The following is a 15,314-nucleotide window of genomic DNA, read 5'->3' as shown; positions in this document are numbered from 1 at the left end:
GGCTGCCGAGTTTAAGTAAGGCCCGGTAACGTCCGGGCTTATTGGGTGGACTGCGGCAGCGCATCAGGGTTCTATCTTTCTTGCATGACCCTGGCCTGCGTTACCCGATCCACCAGATAGACTAGCCCGTGGTAATCAATTCCGCCGTGTTGCGTCAGCCCGATTTCACAGGTGCGGCTGGTCGAAATCCCCTCGCTGCACTGCTGCACTGCATCCTTGAGCGTGCGCAACGAGTGCGCGTTCAGTTCCGGCGTCGTGAAGCCCTTATCCCCCGCAAAACCGCAGCAGTGAATGCCTTCGGGAATGACCACGTTTTTACTGCATTTACGCGCCAGATCAATCAGCGCCTGGCTCTCGCCAAGGTGCTGGGTGCTGCAGGTGACGTGCACTGCAATAGGCGCTTCCTGCGGCGTGAAATCGAGTCGATCCATCAAGTGCGTACGGATGAAGCGCACCGGGTCGTACAGGTCCAGGCGCACATCGCCCAGGTCCTGAACCAGCCGTAACGTACACGGGCTGGTGTCGCAATAGATCGGATCGAGTCCGCCGCGACTGGCATGCAGCAACGCGCCGATCAGTTCCTGGCGTTTGTGTTCGGCCTGTTCGGCATAACCCTTGGAGGCAAACGGCTGGCCGCAGCAGAGGCTGTCTTGATTGTCCGGGAAGACGACTTGATAGCCGGCCTTTTCCAGCAGCCCACGGGTTTTGTCGTACAGCGACATCTGCTCTTTATCACCCGCCGCCGGGCCCATGACCCGCGAAACGCAGGCGGCGAGATAGACCACCCGAGGACGCTCATCCGACACGATCGGGCTGAAGCGAATGGCTTTTTCGGGTTGCGGCATCGCATTGGTCCATTGCGGTACCTGGCCCTTGGACAACTTGGTCAACGTCGCCGACAGCTTCGCCAGACGTGGCGCGCCCAGCAGTATCCGCGCGCCGTTGGCCACGTGCAGAGTGAAGCGTGCACCTTGCAGTGCAGTGGCGAAATTTCCCTCAAGCCAGTTGGCGGTTTTCGTATGCGTCGCGTTACGGGCGCGGAGCTTTTTCACCAATTCGCCGGTATTGATGCCTACAGGGCAGCGTTGCGCACACAGGCCAGTGGCAGCGCAGGTGTCGATGCCTTGGTATTCGTAGGCGGCTTCAAGCTCGGAGGTGTCGACGCCTGCGCGTTTCTTCGCCTGGATATCCCGCCAGATCACGATGCGCTGGCGCGGGCTCAGGGTCAGGCCTTTCGACGGGCAGACCGGTTCGCAGAAGCCACACTCGATGCACTTATCCACAATCTCATCGGCGGCCGGCAGCGGTTTCAGGTGCTTGAGGTGGATCTGCGGATCTTCGCTGAGCACCACGTCCGGGTTGAGTATGCCGTTGGGGTCGAGCAGGCGTTTGAGCTGCCACATCAGTTGATAGGCGTCGCTGCCCCATTCCAGCTCAACGAACGGCGCCATGTTGCGACCGGTGCCGTGTTCAGCCTTCAGTGAACCACCGAACTCCACCGCCACCAACTGCGCCACGTCGTCCATGAACGCCTGGTAGCGTGCGACTTCGTCCGGGTTGTTGAAGCCTTGGGTGAAGACGAAGTGCAGATTGCCTTCCAGCGCGTGTCCGAAAAGGATCGCTTCGTCGTAGTGATGTTTGTCGAACAACTCGATCAGGCGGTTCACGCCAATCGCCAGTTGTTCCACCGGAAAGGTCACGTCTTCGATGATCACCGTGGTGCCGGTTTTGCGCACCGCGCCGACGGCGGGGAAAGTGTCTTTGCGGATCGCCCAGAGCCGGGCGTTCTCGACCGGTTCTTCAGTGAAGTCGACCTGTTTTTCCACAGGGAACGAAGCCAGCGACGCCATGATCTGCGCCAATTGTTCCTGCAGCAAAGTGGACGATGCCGCGCGGGATTCAATCAGCAGCGCACAGGCATTGTTCGACAGTTGTTGTACGAAAGCCGGCATGCCGGGCTTGTCCTGCACCGAGCGCAGGCTGCGACGGTCAAGCAGCTCCACGGCGGACACGGGTTGGCTTTTAAGCACGGTGACAGCGTTGCAGCAGGTTTCCACATCCGGGAACACGATCAGTGCCGACGCTTTGTTCGGGTGGTCGATGACCGTGTCGTAGGTCACGGCGCTGATGAAACCGAGCGTGCCTTCGGAGCCGACCAGCAAGTGGCTCAAGATATCCACAGGCTCGTCGAAATCCACCAGCGCATTGAGCGACAGCCCGGTGGTATTTTTCAGACGGTATTTGTGGCGGATTCGCGCAGCCAGTTCGGCATTGGCGCGTGTCTCGCGGCCCAATGTCGCCAAGCGGTCCAGCAGGGCAGCATGACTCTGGCGAAACGCGGCAACACTCGCCGCGTCTTCTGTATCGAGACGGCTGCCATCAGCAAGCACCAGACGAATGCCTGCCAGCGTGTGGTAAGTGTTTTGCGCCGTGCCGCAGCACATGCCGCTGGCGTTGTTGGCGACGATGCCGCCGATTTTGCAGGCGTTGATCGAGGCCGGGTCCGGGCCGATCTTGCGGCCGAACGGGGCCAGCCATGCGTTGGCCTGCGCGCCGATCACACCCGGTTGCAGGCGGATTTGCATGCCTTGGTCACGAATCTCGCGACCGTTCCAGTTATCCCCCAGTACGATCAACACCGAATCGCTGATGGCCTGGCCGGACAGGCTGGTACCGGCGGCGCGGAAGGTCACGGGGACGTGATCGCGCTGGGCCAGTTTCAACAGCGCCACCACTTCGTCTTCGGACTCGACGCGGATCACCAGTTTCGGAATCAGCCGATAGAAACTGGCGTCGGTGCCGAAGGCCAAAGTCGACAGCGGGTCGTCGAAACGCCGCGCCTGAGGGATCAGTTGCTGCGCATCTCGCAGGAAAGCCGCCGGTAGACTCATTGGTCCTCCAGAATCAAAACCACCAGGTCTTTGGGACCATGTGCGCCATAGGCCAGGACTTGCTCGATGTCCGCGGTTTTCGACGGGCCGGATACCAGCAACGCATTGGTCGGCATGCCTTGGGCCCATTCGAATTCCTGTTGCACCTGATAGAAGTTATCGCGGATTTCACTGGCCTTGAGCAGGGCGAAATGCACCGGTGGCACCAGGCTCATCAGGCGTGGCTCTTCGCGCGTCGGCCAGAGAATCAGGCTGCCCGTGGCGGCGATGGCGCCGAGGGTGGTGGTCAGGCTGGCCGGGGTGTCGTTGAACAGTTCGGCTTTCCATTCTTCAACCGGGCGGTCGTAGGAATTGAGTGTCGGCAGCCCCGGATTTTTCGCCCAGTGCTGAGTGACACGTTGGCCGTGAGGCGTCGTCGGTGCGATCAACAGGCTCGGCAACTGACGATCCCGCAACAACTGAGCAAGCAATGCAGGCCAGCCTTCGCCGGACGTCAGGTGGATTTCGGTGTGCACCGCTTCCATCAGTTTGCGCAGTTGCGGGATGCGTTGCTCGGCGGTGTAGGTGTAAGGCGCTGTCACCAGTTCGACGTCGAAATCGTCGGGCACGGGTGTGGTGCCGGTCAGACTATTGCGCAATTTGGCGAGGATGTTTTGCTTGGCGCTCATCAACGATCTCCCTGGTTGGCCAAATGCTCGCGGGCCATGTCATGCAGTGAGCGGGCGGCGGGTTTCGGTGCGCTGTGGTTTTGCGTCCACGGGCCAACGTTGCTCGGCGCGAGCGCACGTAGGCGCGTGGCAAAGAAGCCGAACAAACGATACAGCGTTGGCGAACTGTTGAGTGTGGCCCAGGCGTTCCAGATAAAGCGTTCCTTGCGTGAATACTTGCTGCCCTGGCCGCGCATAACTTGATGCGGGCTGTCCGGGGCTTTGACGTTTTCTTCCCGTAGGCGCCGCAGCAATGCAGGGATAGGAATTTTTACCGGGCAGACTTCGCCGCAAGCGCCACACAGCGACGACGCGCTTGGGTGGTCCGGGACTTTCGCCAGGCCGACCATGTGCGGGGTGATGATTTTTCCGATAGGTCCCGGGTAAACCTCACCATAGGCGTGGCCACCGATTCGAGTGTAGACCGGGCAATGATTCATACACGCGCCGCAGCGAATGCAGTTCAGGGTCTGGCGCAATTCGCTGTCGGCGAAGGCCTGGCTGCGACCGTTGTCGAGCAGCACCAGATGCACTTCCTGGGGGCCGTCGAGTTCATGTGCCTTGCGCGGGCCGGAGATCATGTTGACGTAGGTGGTGATCGGCTGGCCGAGGGCCGAGCGGGTCAGCAGCGACAACAGCGGCACCACATCGCGCAGGTTTTCCACGACTTTTTCGATGCCGGTGACGGCGATGTGCACCGGCGGCACCGTGGTGGTCATGCGACCGTTGCCTTCGTTTTCCACCAGCAGCAGGGTGCCGGTTTCGGCCACGGCGAAGTTGACGCCGGAGACGCCGATGTCCGCTTCGAAGAATTTCTGTCGCAAGACTTTGCGACCGATCTGAATGAGTTGGTCAACGTCCTTGGTGTATTCCACGCCAAGTTTGTCGTGGAACAAGGACGCGACCTGACCGGCGTTCTTGTGGATCGCCGGCATAATAATGTGTGAAGGCTTCTCGTGGTCGAGCTGGACGATGTACTCGCCCATGTCCGATTCCAGGCATTCAATGCCCTGTTCAGCGAGGAAATGATTCATCTCCATCTCTTCGCTGACCATCGATTTGCCCTTGATCACTTGCCGCCCCTCGTGAGCGCGGATGATCGAAAGGACGATGCCATTGGCTTCGTCCACCGTTTCCGCCCAGTGCACTGTCACACCGTTGCGGGTCAGGTTCTGTTCAAGCTGCTCGAGCAGGTCGGGCAACTTGGATAACGCACGGGCGCGGACAGCATTGCCCAGCGCGCGCAAATGTTCTCTTTCGTGGGCATCGCTGAAGGACGCTGCCCGTTTGGTCATCAGAGAATCCATCGCAGTGCGAAAATTGTTTCGCAATTGCTTGTCGTCCAAAGCCTTGTGAGCCCGGACGCGAAAATCTTCTTCCACGGCAACCGTAGGAATAATCGCAGAGGCGTTCATTGAGCACCTCCGGTTCGCTGCCAGAGGAAACTGGCCAGGTGTTGGCCGCGCAACGCTTCCTGCTGTTTCTCCAGCGAGCCGTTGATGTTCATCAGGCAACCGCAATCGGCACTCAGTACCTTGTGCGCGCCGGATTCCTTCAACGACCGGGTCTTGTCAGCCACCATCGCGCCGGAAATGTCTGGCATACGGACGCTGAACGTCCCGCCGAAGCCACAACATTCACTTTCGTGATCGTGATTGACCCGCTCCACGTTGCTCAATTGCGCCAACAACTCGCGACCGTGCAGGTGGGTGTTCATTTCACGGCGTGCCGAGCACGACGTGTGCAACGCCACTTTCACCGGTTTGCCGCTGTCCTTGAGCTGCACCTTGCAGACAAACAACAGGAACTCGGCCAACTCGTAAGTCCGGGCGGCCAGCGCCTGAACCTGTTTCAACGTCTGCGGCTCGTCCTTGAACAAGTCTGCGTAGTGTTCGCGCAACATTCCGGCACAAGAACCTGAAGGCACCACCACCGGATAATCCCCGGCGAACAACGCCAGTTGCGAGCGCGCCACGGTCCGGGCCTGCTCGGTATAGCCGGAGGTGTAGGCCGGTTGCCCGCAGCAGCTTTGCCCTTGCGGGTACTCGACACGAATGCCTTCGCGCTCCAGCAAGTGAATCGCGTCCATCCCGGCTTCGGGGTAGAACAAATCCACCACGCAAGTCCCGAACAGGTAGACCCGGGACGGTTTTTCGCTGGGGTATTGCCGAGGCTCGGGCAGTGGCGGGGCGACACGGGTCGCGTTCGGCACGGCGTTGTAAAAAAGCTCGCTCATCAGGCGTGTCTCCGGGTGGGCCCGGTTATCCGTCCGCTGAGGCTGCTGAATATAGAGAGGCAAGCTTTCAGCAGCCTTACAGACCGGGTGGTGAATTGCTGACGCCGGAGTCGTGGTCCGGCGTCGGTTTTTGCGTTTTGCCGTGCAGGTCTTAGTGCACCAGCATGCCGGTGAACCAGTAGGCCTGAGCCAGGGTGATCAAGCCGACGATGGTCGCAAAGAACAGGCTGTGCTTGAGGGTGAAGCGGAACAGGTCCGATTCCTTGCCCACCAGACCGGTCGCGGCGCAGGCCACGGCGATCGATTGCGGCGAGATCATCTTGCCGGTCACGCCACCACTGGTGTTGGCCGCCACCAGCAGCACGTCGTTGACGCCGATTTGGTGTGCGGTGGTCGCTTGCAACGAACTGAACAGCGCGTTGGACGAGGTATCGGAACCGGTCAGGAATACGCCCAGCCAGCCGAGGAACGGCGAGAAGAACGGGAACGCGGCGCCGGTGCCGGCCAGTACCAAGGCCATGGTCGACGACATGCCTGAGTAGTTGGTGACGAAGGCAAATGCCAACACCATACCGATCGACAGAATCGGCCAGCGCAGCTCGTAGAAGGTCTCTCTCAAAGTGGTCAGACCAGCTTTGATATTGATCTTCAGCACCAGCATCGAGATCAGCGCGGAGAAGAAAATCGCCGTGCCGGTCGCGGAAATTGGATCGAGTTTGAACACCGCTGGAATGGCGGTTGGTGCCGTCACGATCGGCGCGACCTTGATCACCATTTGGTCCAGGTGCGGGATGGCGAAGTTGAACACCCAGCTGTACATCGAGCCGCCGGCGGCAAACATTGCCTTGAACGGTTTGAGGGTCCAGATGGTGACCAGAACGGTGAGGATCAGGAACGGCGACCAGGCTTTGAAAATTTCACCGAAGCTGAAAGGCGAAGCCACGGTGGTGCGTGGCTGGCCGAAACCTCCGGCGCTGGCCGTCACCACGGAGGCCGAGACGGCACCGGCGATGTGTTGGCCTGCGGCGCGTTTTGGCTGCCAGACTTTCAAGAACAGCGTCAGGGAAATCAGGCTGACCAGCGCCGAGGTGATGTCCGGCAACTCAGGACCGATGAAGTTCGACGTGAAGTATTGGGTGATGGCAAAGCTCAGACCCGCCACCAGCGCGGCCGGCCAGGTTTCCCGCACGCCACGCATGCCGTCCATCATGAACACCAGCCAGAACGGCACGAACAGCGACAACAGCGGCAGTTGGCGGCCGGTCATGGCGCCGATCTTGAACGCGTCGATGCCGGTCACTTGCCCGGCGACGATGATCGGAATCCCCAAGGCACCGAAAGCGACTGGCGCGGTGTTGGCGATCAGGCACAGGCCGGCTGCGTACAGCGGGTTGAAGCCCAAGCCCACCAGCAGGGCGGCGGTAATCGCGACCGGAGCACCGAAACCGGCGGCCCCTTCAAGGAACGCACCGAAGCAGAAGCCGATCAACAGAACCTGCAAGCGCTGGTCATCGGTGATCGACAGCACGGAGCTGCGGATCACTTCGAACTGGCCACTCTTGACCGTCAGTTTGTAGAGGAACACCGCCGCGACGATGATCCACGCAATCGGCCACAGTCCGTAGGCAAAGCCATAGCCTGCGGCGGCGAAGGCCATATCGACCGGCATCTTGAAAGCGAAGATGGCGACGGCGATGGACAAGGCCAGCGTGATGCTGCCCGCCACGTGCCCTTTGAGCCGGAACACGGCCAATGCCAAAAAGAAAAACACGATGGGAATAACGGCCGCGAGCGCAGAGACGCCGAGGCTGCCGAGCGGGGTATAGAGCTGTTGCCAGGTTTGCATATGGGGTGGCCCCTAATTGTTGTTGGTCAGGCACTGGTCAGCGTTCTTGGATAATTGGTAATACCAATTTACAATCGCTGTTGGCTAGGGTAAAAGCGTTAGAGGCGGTGTGTCAATTTGCCGCCCTAAAACTTTTGTCGAATAAGCCCATGGCCGTGTGCTTGATCTGTCTTAACAAATGCCGTCTGGTAGGTGCTGGCACAGCGCCGATAGGCCAGAATAGAGAGCCCGGCGAGCCGTCGGGACCGTGGAGAATTGAGTTATGGGGTTTGATCAGATTCGTCAGCGCCGTTTGTCTGACGATATTGTCGAGCGGCTCGAGGGGATGATTCTCGAAGGCACGTTGAAATCCGGTGAACGCTTGCCGGCCGAACGCGCGTTGGCCGAGCAGTTCGGAGTGTCACGCCCTTCGTTGCGCGAGGCGATTCAGAAACTGGCGGCCAAGGGCTTGCTGGTCAGTCGTCAGGGTGGCGGCAATTATGTGGTGGAGTCGCTGGGGTCGACCTTCAGCGATCCGCTGCTGCATCTGCTGGAAAGCAATCCTGAAGCTCAGCGCGATCTTCTGGAGTTTCGCCATACGCTGGAAGCGTCCTGCGCCTATTACGCGGCATTGCGCGCCACCGATGTGGATCGCGAGCGACTGACGGCGGCCTTCAACGAATTGCAGGACTGCTACACGCGTCACGACGAGGTGAGCCGGGCGGAGGAGGGCGCGGCGGACGCAAAATTTCACCTGGCCATTGCCGAAGCCAGCCATAACGCGGTGCTGCTGCACACCATTCGCGGGCTGTTTGATCTGCTCCGGCGCAACGTAGTGACCAACATCGGTGGCATGTACAAGCAGCGCACGGAAACCCGCGACATGCTGATCACACAGCACCGGGAGTTGTACCTGGCGATTATCGAAGGAAGGGCGGAGCAGGCGCGGGAAATCTCCAGCCGACACATCCTGTACGTGCAGGAAGTGCTGGAAGAGGTGCGTCAGGAAGTACAGCGCATGGCTCGGGCGGAGCGGCGCAAGGGGATGTAGTCAGTGGAGTGATCGTTCCCACGCTCTGCGTGGGAATGCATCCCGTGACGCTCCGCGTCACAAAGCGGACGCAGAGCGTCCATTGCTGCATTCCCACGCAGAGCGTGGGAACGATCAGGCAAGGCGAGCTCAAGGCAATGAACTAGTCTTCCTTGCCCTTGTTGCGCACCGCACGCTGCAATTCACGACCGGCATCGCGCTCGCGTTCGGTATCACGCTTGTCGTATTCCTTCTTGCCCTTGCCCAGTGCGATCTCGCACTTGACCATGTGCTTGCTCCAGTACCAGGACAGGCACACGCAGGCATAACCTTTTTGCTGCACGGCGGCGGCCAGCTTTTCCAGCTCGCGGCGGTTGAGCAGCAATTTTCGGGTGCGGGTCGGGTCGGCGATGACGTGGGTGCTGGCAGTCATCAACGGTGTGATGTGACTGCCGAGCAACCAGGCTTCGCCATCCTTGAGCAGCACGTAACTGTCGACCAGTTGCAGCTTGCTTGCCCGCAGACTCTTTACTTCCCAGCCGGCCAGGACCAGACCAGCCTCGAACTTATGCTCGATGAAGTAATCGTGTCGCGCCTTTTTGTTTTGCGCGATGGTCCCTGTTGGGTGTTTCTTCTGTTTAGCCATAGGGGCGGCATTATAGGGAGTTGCAAGCGAGTCGGCTACGGTATCGCTACGTGCTTGAGCAGGTTGATTGAATCCCGGACAATGCGGCCTCTTTTTTGAACGCTTGGGCGTGATAACGATGTCGACAGACAAGGTTTCTGTCCACGGCAGTTGGGCTAGCCGCTGGGTCTTCATACTCGCCGCGACCGGTTCGGCCGTGGGCCTGGGTAGTATCTGGAAATTCCCGTACATGGTTGGCGTCTACGGCGGCGGTGCCTTCGTGCTCATGTTCCTGGCCTGTATCGCGCTGATCGGTGTGCCGGTCATGCTCGCCGAAACCCTGATCGGCCGCCGCGCGCGGCAGAGTCCGGCCAACGCCCTGAAGGTTCTGGCGCAGGAAGCCGGGCATTCGGGCAAGTGGTCCTGGGGCGCGTTCGCCGGGATGGTCACGGCGTTGCTGATCCTGTCTTTCTATAGCGTGGTGGGCGGCTGGTCGCTGGATTACATCATCGACATGGGCCGCGGCGACTTCCAGGGGGTTACGCCTGACCAGGTCGGCGCGTACTTTGGCGGCGTGATCGCCGACCCTTGGCGCCTGACACTTTGGCACACGATATTCATGTTGTTGTCGGCGGTCGTCATCGCCAAAGGCGTGGTTGCGGGGCTTGAGCGCAGTCTGCGGATCATGATGCCGCTGCTCTTTGTAATGATTCTGGTGCTGCTGGGCTACAGCATGACCACGGGCCATTTCATGGAAGGCGTGCATTTCATGTTCGACTTCCACCCGGAAAAAGTGCTCGACGGCTTGTTGCCCGCCATGGGGCACGCCTTCTTCTCCCTGAGCGTGGGCGTCGGTTCGATCATGATCTACGGCGCCTACATGCCCAAGCATTCGTCGATCTCCGGCACCGTGGTCGGCGTGGCACTGCTCGACACCTTTGTTTCTCTGGTGGCTGGCCTGGCATTGTTTCCGATTGTGTTTGCCGCGGGCCTGAATCCGAGTGAAGGCCCTGGCCTGATGTTCGTCAGCCTGCCATTTGCGTTCGGTAACGTAGCGTTCGGCCAGTTGATGGGCGTAGTGTTCTTCGTGCTGGTTGCGGTGGCAGCCTGGAGTTCGGCGATTTCCCTGCTTGAACCGATGGTGGCCTATCTGGTTGAACGCACGAAGGTCAGTCGCGCCTGGGTGACCTTTTGGCTTGCATTTACCTGCTGGTTTGTCGGCCTGGGTACGGTGTTTTCCTTCAATATCTGGAAAGAAGCCAAGTTTTTCGTGAACGAAGGGGGAATGTTCCACCTCTATCAATGGGGAGCGGCCGGCGGCCTGGACTTCTTCGGCGTGATCGATTTCTTCACCTCGCGGATCATGTTGCCACTCGGTGGTTTGTGTTTCGTGGTGTTTGCAGGCTGGGTGATGGGGCGTGAAGCGGTACGCGACGAATTGTCGATCCGCAGCCCGGCGTTGTTCGCCCTGTCCTTGTTCTTGATGCGCTATGTGGCGCCCATCGGCATTCTCGTAGTGTTTGCCGCACAGCTGTGGAAGTGACGCTGACATGACGACACACATTCAACGTTCGGCGCTGCTGCCCTATCCGGCACAAGCGCTTTATGACCTGGTCAACGATGTAGCGCGTTACCCGGAATTTCTGCCGTGGTGCTCGACCGCCGAAGTGCTGGAAAGCAGCCCTGAACACATGCGCGCCAGCGTAGGCGTGGCCAAGGGTGGCTTGAGTCAGCATTTCGTTACTCGAAACACGTTGGTGCCCGGTCATTCCATCGAGATGAACCTCGAGGAAGGTCCTTTCACCCAGCTGCACGGTATCTGGGTGTTCAAGCCCTTGGGCGAAAAGGCCTGCAAGATCAGCCTGGACCTGTCCTTCGATTACGCCGGGCCGATCGTGCGCGCGACGTTGGGGCCGTTGTTCAATCAGGCTGCGAATACGCTGGTGGACGCGTTCTGCCAGCGCGCCAAGCAAATGCATGGTTGAGTCGATGGTTGATGTCGAGGTGGTCTATGCCGCCGTTGACCGACAGGCGCTTCTCTCGGTGGTGGTGCCTGTCGGAACGACAGTGCGCGCGGCGTTGCTGAAGTCAGGTATCGGTGAGGCTTTTCCAGAGTTGAGCTTGGCCGATTGCCCGGTAGGAATCTTCGGCAAAGTGATCGCTGATCCGGACACTCGGTCAGTTCAGGCTGGGGATCGCATCGAGATCTACCGGCCCTTGTTGGCTGATCCGAAGGAAGTTCGCCGGTTACGCGCCGCCAAGGCCGCCGAGGCTAAAGCCCGAAATCAGTAATTCACTGAATGCTGGACAATAAAAAACCCGGAATTTCCGGGTTTTTTATTGCGTCGCAAATTATTGCGGCGTGGTGTCCAGCGGTTCTGGGCTCGGGACTGGAACGGTTTCTACACCGTCGACGTCCTTCTGAATCTGATCCAGCAACGAACCTGGCTTGACCGGTTTTTCCGGTTTCGGCTTCTCGGTGTTTTCTACAGGAGCGGCCACGTTCGTGGTGCTGTCCTTGCCGAGAATGGCTTCGTCGCGGCTCACGCCCGGCATGAAATCGCCGGAGAGGCTGACAAGCTGGTCATTTGGGTTGAAAATAACGCTAATGCGTTCCTGTTGGCGTTCACCGCCACCGGGTTGCAGGCTATACAGGTAATCCCAGCGATCGGCATGGAACGTGTCGGTCAGCAGAGGGTTGCCCATGATAAACCGTACTTGCTTGCGGGTCATTCCCGGGCGTAACTGGTCTATCATGTCCTGCGTGACGACATTGCCCTGCTGGATGTCGATTTTGTAAACCCCGGGGAATGAACAACCGGCGAGTGCGAGCAGTCCCACAAAGGTGAAACTGGTTAGCAAGAGCTTGGTGTTTTGCATCGGTGGGCGACTTCCACTATCTTGGCTGGGACAACGTAAACGCCGATCATACCCGCATTAAGAGAAGCTGCGAAGCAGCATCGCGAGAAAGCTGACCATGGTTGAAAATAGCGAACTACGCAAAGCCGGCCTCAAAGTGACCCTGCCAAGGGTCAAGATTCTGCAAATGCTCGATTCCGCCGAGCAACGCCACATGAGTGCTGAAGATGTTTATAAGGCACTGATGGAGGCTGGTGAGGACGTCGGTCTGGCCACGGTTTACCGTGTATTGACTCAGTTCGAGGCAGCTGGCCTTGTGGTGCGGCACAACTTCGACGGAGGCCATGCGGTCTTCGAGCTGGATGACGGCAAGCATCACGACCATATGGTCAACGTCGAAACCAGCGAAGTGATCGAATTCTTCGACGAAGAAATCGAGCGCCTGCAGAAAGCCATCGTCGACAAGTATGGCTTCGAGATGGTTGATCACAATCTGGTGCTGTACGTACGTAAGAAAAAGTAAGCAAGTCGCGCGAATTTCACGTTCGCGAAACGAGCGAAGGCGACCCCAGGGTCGCCTTCGTGCTTTCTGCCGTTCTTAGATTTTTGCGGTAACGACCATTTTTTTCGCGTGGGCCAGGGATTCCTTGGTCAGGTCTATGCCTCCCAGCATTCGCGCCACTTCTTCGACGCGATCATTTTTGCTCAGCTTGGAAACCGCCGTGTGAGTGGCATCTTCGCCGCGCACCTTGTGCACGAATAGATGTTGATGACCCTGAGCGGCCACTTGCGGCAAGTGAGTCACGGTCAACACTTGTCCGCGCTCCCCGAGCCGGCGCAGCAACTGGCCGACGATTTCAGCAGTCGGGCCACCGATGCCCACGTCCACTTCGTCGAACACCAGCGTCGGTACTCGCGAGGTCTGAGCGGTGATCACTTGAATCGCGAGACTGATCCGCGACAGCTCGCCGCCCGAAGCTACTTTGGCCAAGGCTTTTAATGGCTGGCCGGGGTTGGCGCTGACAAGCAGTTCGACCTGCTCAAGCCCGTTGGGCAACAGTTCATCGCTGCTGTTGGGGCGAAGCTCAATGGTGAAGCGTCCGCCGGGCATGCCCAGTCGCTGGATTTCCTGTTCGACGGCGTTGGCCAGGCTGTTCGACGCCTGATGACGCAAATCGCTCAGTTCCCGAGCCTTCTCCTGATAATGGCGGGCATAAGACGCCAGCTCATCGCTCAGGCGTTCGATGGACTCGTCATTGGCGTTCAGGGTTTCGATTTCATCCAGCAAGCGTTGCTGCATCTCCGCGACCTCGGTCGGCTGAATGCGGTGCTTGCGCGCCATGGTGTAGATCGCGTCGAGACGTTCTTCCAGATATTGAAGGCGTGCAGGGTCGGCGTCGAAGTTATCAAGGAAGCGGTTCAGCTCGCCGACGGCTTCTTCTACCTGAATCTGTGCGCTGGTCAGCAGGCTGCTGGCTTCGCCCAGTGCGCCGATCGAGTTGTTGACGCTCGACAGGCGATTGAGGCTGGCGGTCAGCGCGTTCAGGACATTTCCGGAATCACTTTCGCTGCATTGTTCGACCACTTGCCGGCAGATGCCCAGCAGGGTTTCGGCGTTGGTGAGGTTCTTGTGTTCCTGTTCCAGTTGCTCCAGCTCGTTTTCACCGAGGCCCAGGTTCTCCAGCTCTTCGAGTTGATAGCTGAGCAATTGATGGCGAGCGCGCTGCTCGTCGCCGGAATTGGAGAGACGCTCCAGTTCCTGGCGGGTCTGGCGCCAGCGTTGAGCCGCCAGTTGCACCTGGCGGGCAAGGTCGGTGGCGCCGGCATACTCGTCCAGCAGGCGGCGGTGAGTGTCGGTCTTGAGCAGTGACTGGTGTTCGTGCTGGCTGTGGATGTCGATCAGCAATTCGCCCAGGGCTTTGAGATCGCCGAGCGGGCAGGGCGTGCCGTTGATGTAGCCTCGCGAGCGCCCTTCGGCGGTGATCACCCGGCGCAGGATGCACGGGCCGTCGCTTTCGAGGTCGCGTTCGGCGAGCCAGGCGCTGGCTTCGGGGATGTCCACCAGGTCAAAGGTTGCCAGGATGTCGGCCTTGTCGGCACCGGGACGAACCACGCCGCTGTCGGCACGGTCGCCCAGCGTAAGGCCCAGGGCGTCGAGCATGATCGACTTGCCGGCGCCGGTTTCACCGGTGATCACGCTCATCCCGCGATCGAGTTCGAGATCGAGATGTTCAACGATGGCGTAGTTATGTACGGACAGGTGCACCAGCATAAAGGCCGCTCCCAGGCTTTAGGTCTGGTTATTTATACAGTGTTTTATTTGTGGCTGACAATGCCCCCTCTTGGCTCGATTTGCTCGGCCTGACGAAATGCTTAGCGCATCGGGTAATCACAATGCAGCGTTTTTTGTAGGGTTAATCGCAAGCCACCCCTTGAAGCTCGTTTTTGCGGCCCCATATACCGGGACAGAAGCGTGAGTTGAGCTCGCGGACGTTATTGAAAGGAGAATTCTATGGCTGACGAACAGACAGTGGATACGCAAAATCTAGACGCCGATCAGGCTGCCCAGGATTCGGGTGATGAACTGGCGGCTCGTGTACAAGTGCTCGAAGAGCAATTGGCGGGTGCTCATGATCAGGCTTTGCGTGTAGCGGCTGATCTGCAGAACGTCCGCCGCCGCGCTGAGCAGGATGTTGAAAAGGCTCACAAGTTTGCCCTGGAGAAATTCGCCAGCGACTTGTTGCCGATCGTTGACAGCCTGGAGCGTGGTCTGGAGTTGTCCAGCCCGGACGACGAAAGCATCCGCCCAATGCGCGAAGGGATCGAGCTGACGCTGAAAATGTTTCAGGACACCCTGAAGCGTTATCACCTGGAAGCGATCGATCCGCATGGCGAACCGTTCAATGCCGTTCAGCATCAGGCAATGGCCATGCAGGAAAGCGCCGACGTCGAGCCGAACAGTGTGCTCAAAGTCTTCCAGAAGGGTTACCAGCTCAATGGCCGCCTGCTGCGCCCGGCCATGGTCGTGGTGAGCAAGGCGCCTGCGCCAGTTTCGCCTTCTATTGACGAGCAGGCTTGAAATTAGCCGCAAGGCCCCCATTTATAAGTCAAGCGTTTAAGTGCTACCGCAGTTAGCCACCA

General features: G+C 59.3%; 14 protein-coding genes. 6 read left to right on the top strand and 8 right to left on the bottom strand.

Annotation, left to right across the window (positions count from 1 at the left end):
- Positions 1–71 precede the first annotated feature (71 nt).
- The 5 genes from HNR03_RS20315 to HNR03_RS20295 form a co-directional block, all read right to left on the bottom strand.
- Positions 72–2,891, bottom strand: coding sequence for an FAD-binding and (Fe-S)-binding domain-containing protein (locus HNR03_RS20315; RefSeq protein WP_259155444.1), 2,820 nt, complete (start codon positions 2,889–2,891; stop codon positions 72–74).
- Positions 2,888–3,559: a lactate utilization protein C gene (locus HNR03_RS20310; RefSeq protein ID WP_259155443.1), complete on the bottom strand. Its 672-nt coding sequence runs from the start codon at positions 3,557–3,559 to the stop codon at positions 2,888–2,890. The genes HNR03_RS20315 and HNR03_RS20310 overlap by 4 nt, the downstream gene beginning before the upstream one ends.
- Complete coding sequence (locus HNR03_RS20305; protein ID WP_259155442.1) at positions 3,559–5,013, bottom strand: LutB/LldF family L-lactate oxidation iron-sulfur protein; 1,455 nt, start codon at positions 5,011–5,013, stop codon at positions 3,559–3,561. Before HNR03_RS20305 ends, HNR03_RS20310 begins: the two co-directional genes overlap by 1 nt.
- Positions 5,010–5,834, bottom strand: coding sequence for a (Fe-S)-binding protein (locus tag HNR03_RS20300; RefSeq protein ID WP_090175688.1), 825 nt, complete (start codon positions 5,832–5,834; stop codon positions 5,010–5,012). Before HNR03_RS20300 ends, HNR03_RS20305 begins: the two co-directional genes overlap by 4 nt.
- Positions 5,835–5,985: 151 nt before the next feature.
- Positions 5,986–7,680 carry a lactate permease LctP family transporter gene (locus HNR03_RS20295; RefSeq protein WP_259155441.1) on the bottom strand — a complete coding sequence of 565 codons (1,695 nt, stop codon included), beginning with the start codon at positions 7,678–7,680 and terminating at the stop codon, positions 5,986–5,988.
- Between the two features lie 262 nt (positions 7,681–7,942).
- On the opposite strand from HNR03_RS20295, the gene HNR03_RS20290 reads away from it, so the two are divergent.
- On the top strand, positions 7,943–8,710 hold the full coding sequence (locus HNR03_RS20290) for a GntR family transcriptional regulator (RefSeq protein ID WP_222589729.1): 768 nt from the start codon (positions 7,943–7,945) through the stop codon (positions 8,708–8,710).
- Between the two features lie 142 nt (positions 8,711–8,852).
- Here HNR03_RS20290 and smpB read toward each other — a convergent pair whose 3' ends face one another.
- Complete coding sequence (gene smpB / locus HNR03_RS20285) at positions 8,853–9,335, bottom strand: SsrA-binding protein SmpB (protein WP_007900551.1); 483 nt, start codon at positions 9,333–9,335, stop codon at positions 8,853–8,855.
- Between the two features lie 118 nt (positions 9,336–9,453).
- Here smpB and HNR03_RS20280 point away from each other — a divergent pair, with 118 nt between their 5' ends.
- From HNR03_RS20280 to HNR03_RS20270, 3 genes are read left to right on the top strand one after another with little or no spacing between them, the layout of a single operon-like run.
- On the top strand, positions 9,454–10,857 hold the full coding sequence (locus tag HNR03_RS20280; protein ID WP_222589730.1) for a sodium-dependent transporter: 1,404 nt from the start codon (positions 9,454–9,456) through the stop codon (positions 10,855–10,857).
- Between the two features lie 7 nt (positions 10,858–10,864).
- The gene (locus HNR03_RS20275; protein ID WP_208670042.1) at positions 10,865–11,299 is read left to right on the top strand and encodes a type II toxin-antitoxin system RatA family toxin; all 435 of its coding nucleotides are present in this window, start codon (positions 10,865–10,867) and stop codon (positions 11,297–11,299) included.
- Entirely contained in the window at positions 11,292–11,606 is a 315-nt protein-coding gene (locus tag HNR03_RS20270) for an RnfH family protein (RefSeq protein ID WP_259155439.1), read from the top strand. The genes HNR03_RS20275 and HNR03_RS20270 overlap by 8 nt, the downstream gene beginning before the upstream one ends.
- Positions 11,607–11,666: 60 nt before the next feature.
- On the opposite strand, the gene HNR03_RS20265 is transcribed toward HNR03_RS20270, so the two are convergent.
- The gene (locus HNR03_RS20265) at positions 11,667–12,194 is read right to left on the bottom strand and encodes an outer membrane protein assembly factor BamE (RefSeq protein ID WP_222589733.1); all 528 of its coding nucleotides are present in this window, start codon (positions 12,192–12,194) and stop codon (positions 11,667–11,669) included.
- Between the two features lie 97 nt (positions 12,195–12,291).
- Between HNR03_RS20265 and fur the strand changes: the two genes are divergently transcribed.
- Positions 12,292–12,696: a ferric iron uptake transcriptional regulator gene (gene fur, locus HNR03_RS20260; RefSeq protein WP_003197684.1), complete on the top strand. Its 405-nt coding sequence runs from the start codon at positions 12,292–12,294 to the stop codon at positions 12,694–12,696.
- Between the two features lie 75 nt (positions 12,697–12,771).
- On the opposite strand, the gene recN is transcribed toward fur, so the two are convergent.
- A complete protein-coding gene (recN, locus tag HNR03_RS20255) occupies positions 12,772–14,445 on the bottom strand; it encodes a DNA repair protein RecN (protein WP_259155435.1) in 1,674 nt (557 codons plus the stop codon).
- 240 nt (positions 14,446–14,685) lie between these two features.
- Here recN and grpE point away from each other — a divergent pair, with 240 nt between their 5' ends.
- The gene (gene grpE, locus HNR03_RS20250; protein ID WP_090175671.1) at positions 14,686–15,252 is read left to right on the top strand and encodes a nucleotide exchange factor GrpE; all 567 of its coding nucleotides are present in this window, start codon (positions 14,686–14,688) and stop codon (positions 15,250–15,252) included.
- The last annotated feature ends 62 nt before the right edge of the window (positions 15,253–15,314 follow it).

The organism is Pseudomonas sp. JAI111, from assembly GCF_024809425.1.
Taxonomy (GTDB): Bacteria; Pseudomonadota; Gammaproteobacteria; order Pseudomonadales; family Pseudomonadaceae; genus Aquipseudomonas.
This window is presented reverse-complemented; position numbering and strand designations above follow the sequence as displayed.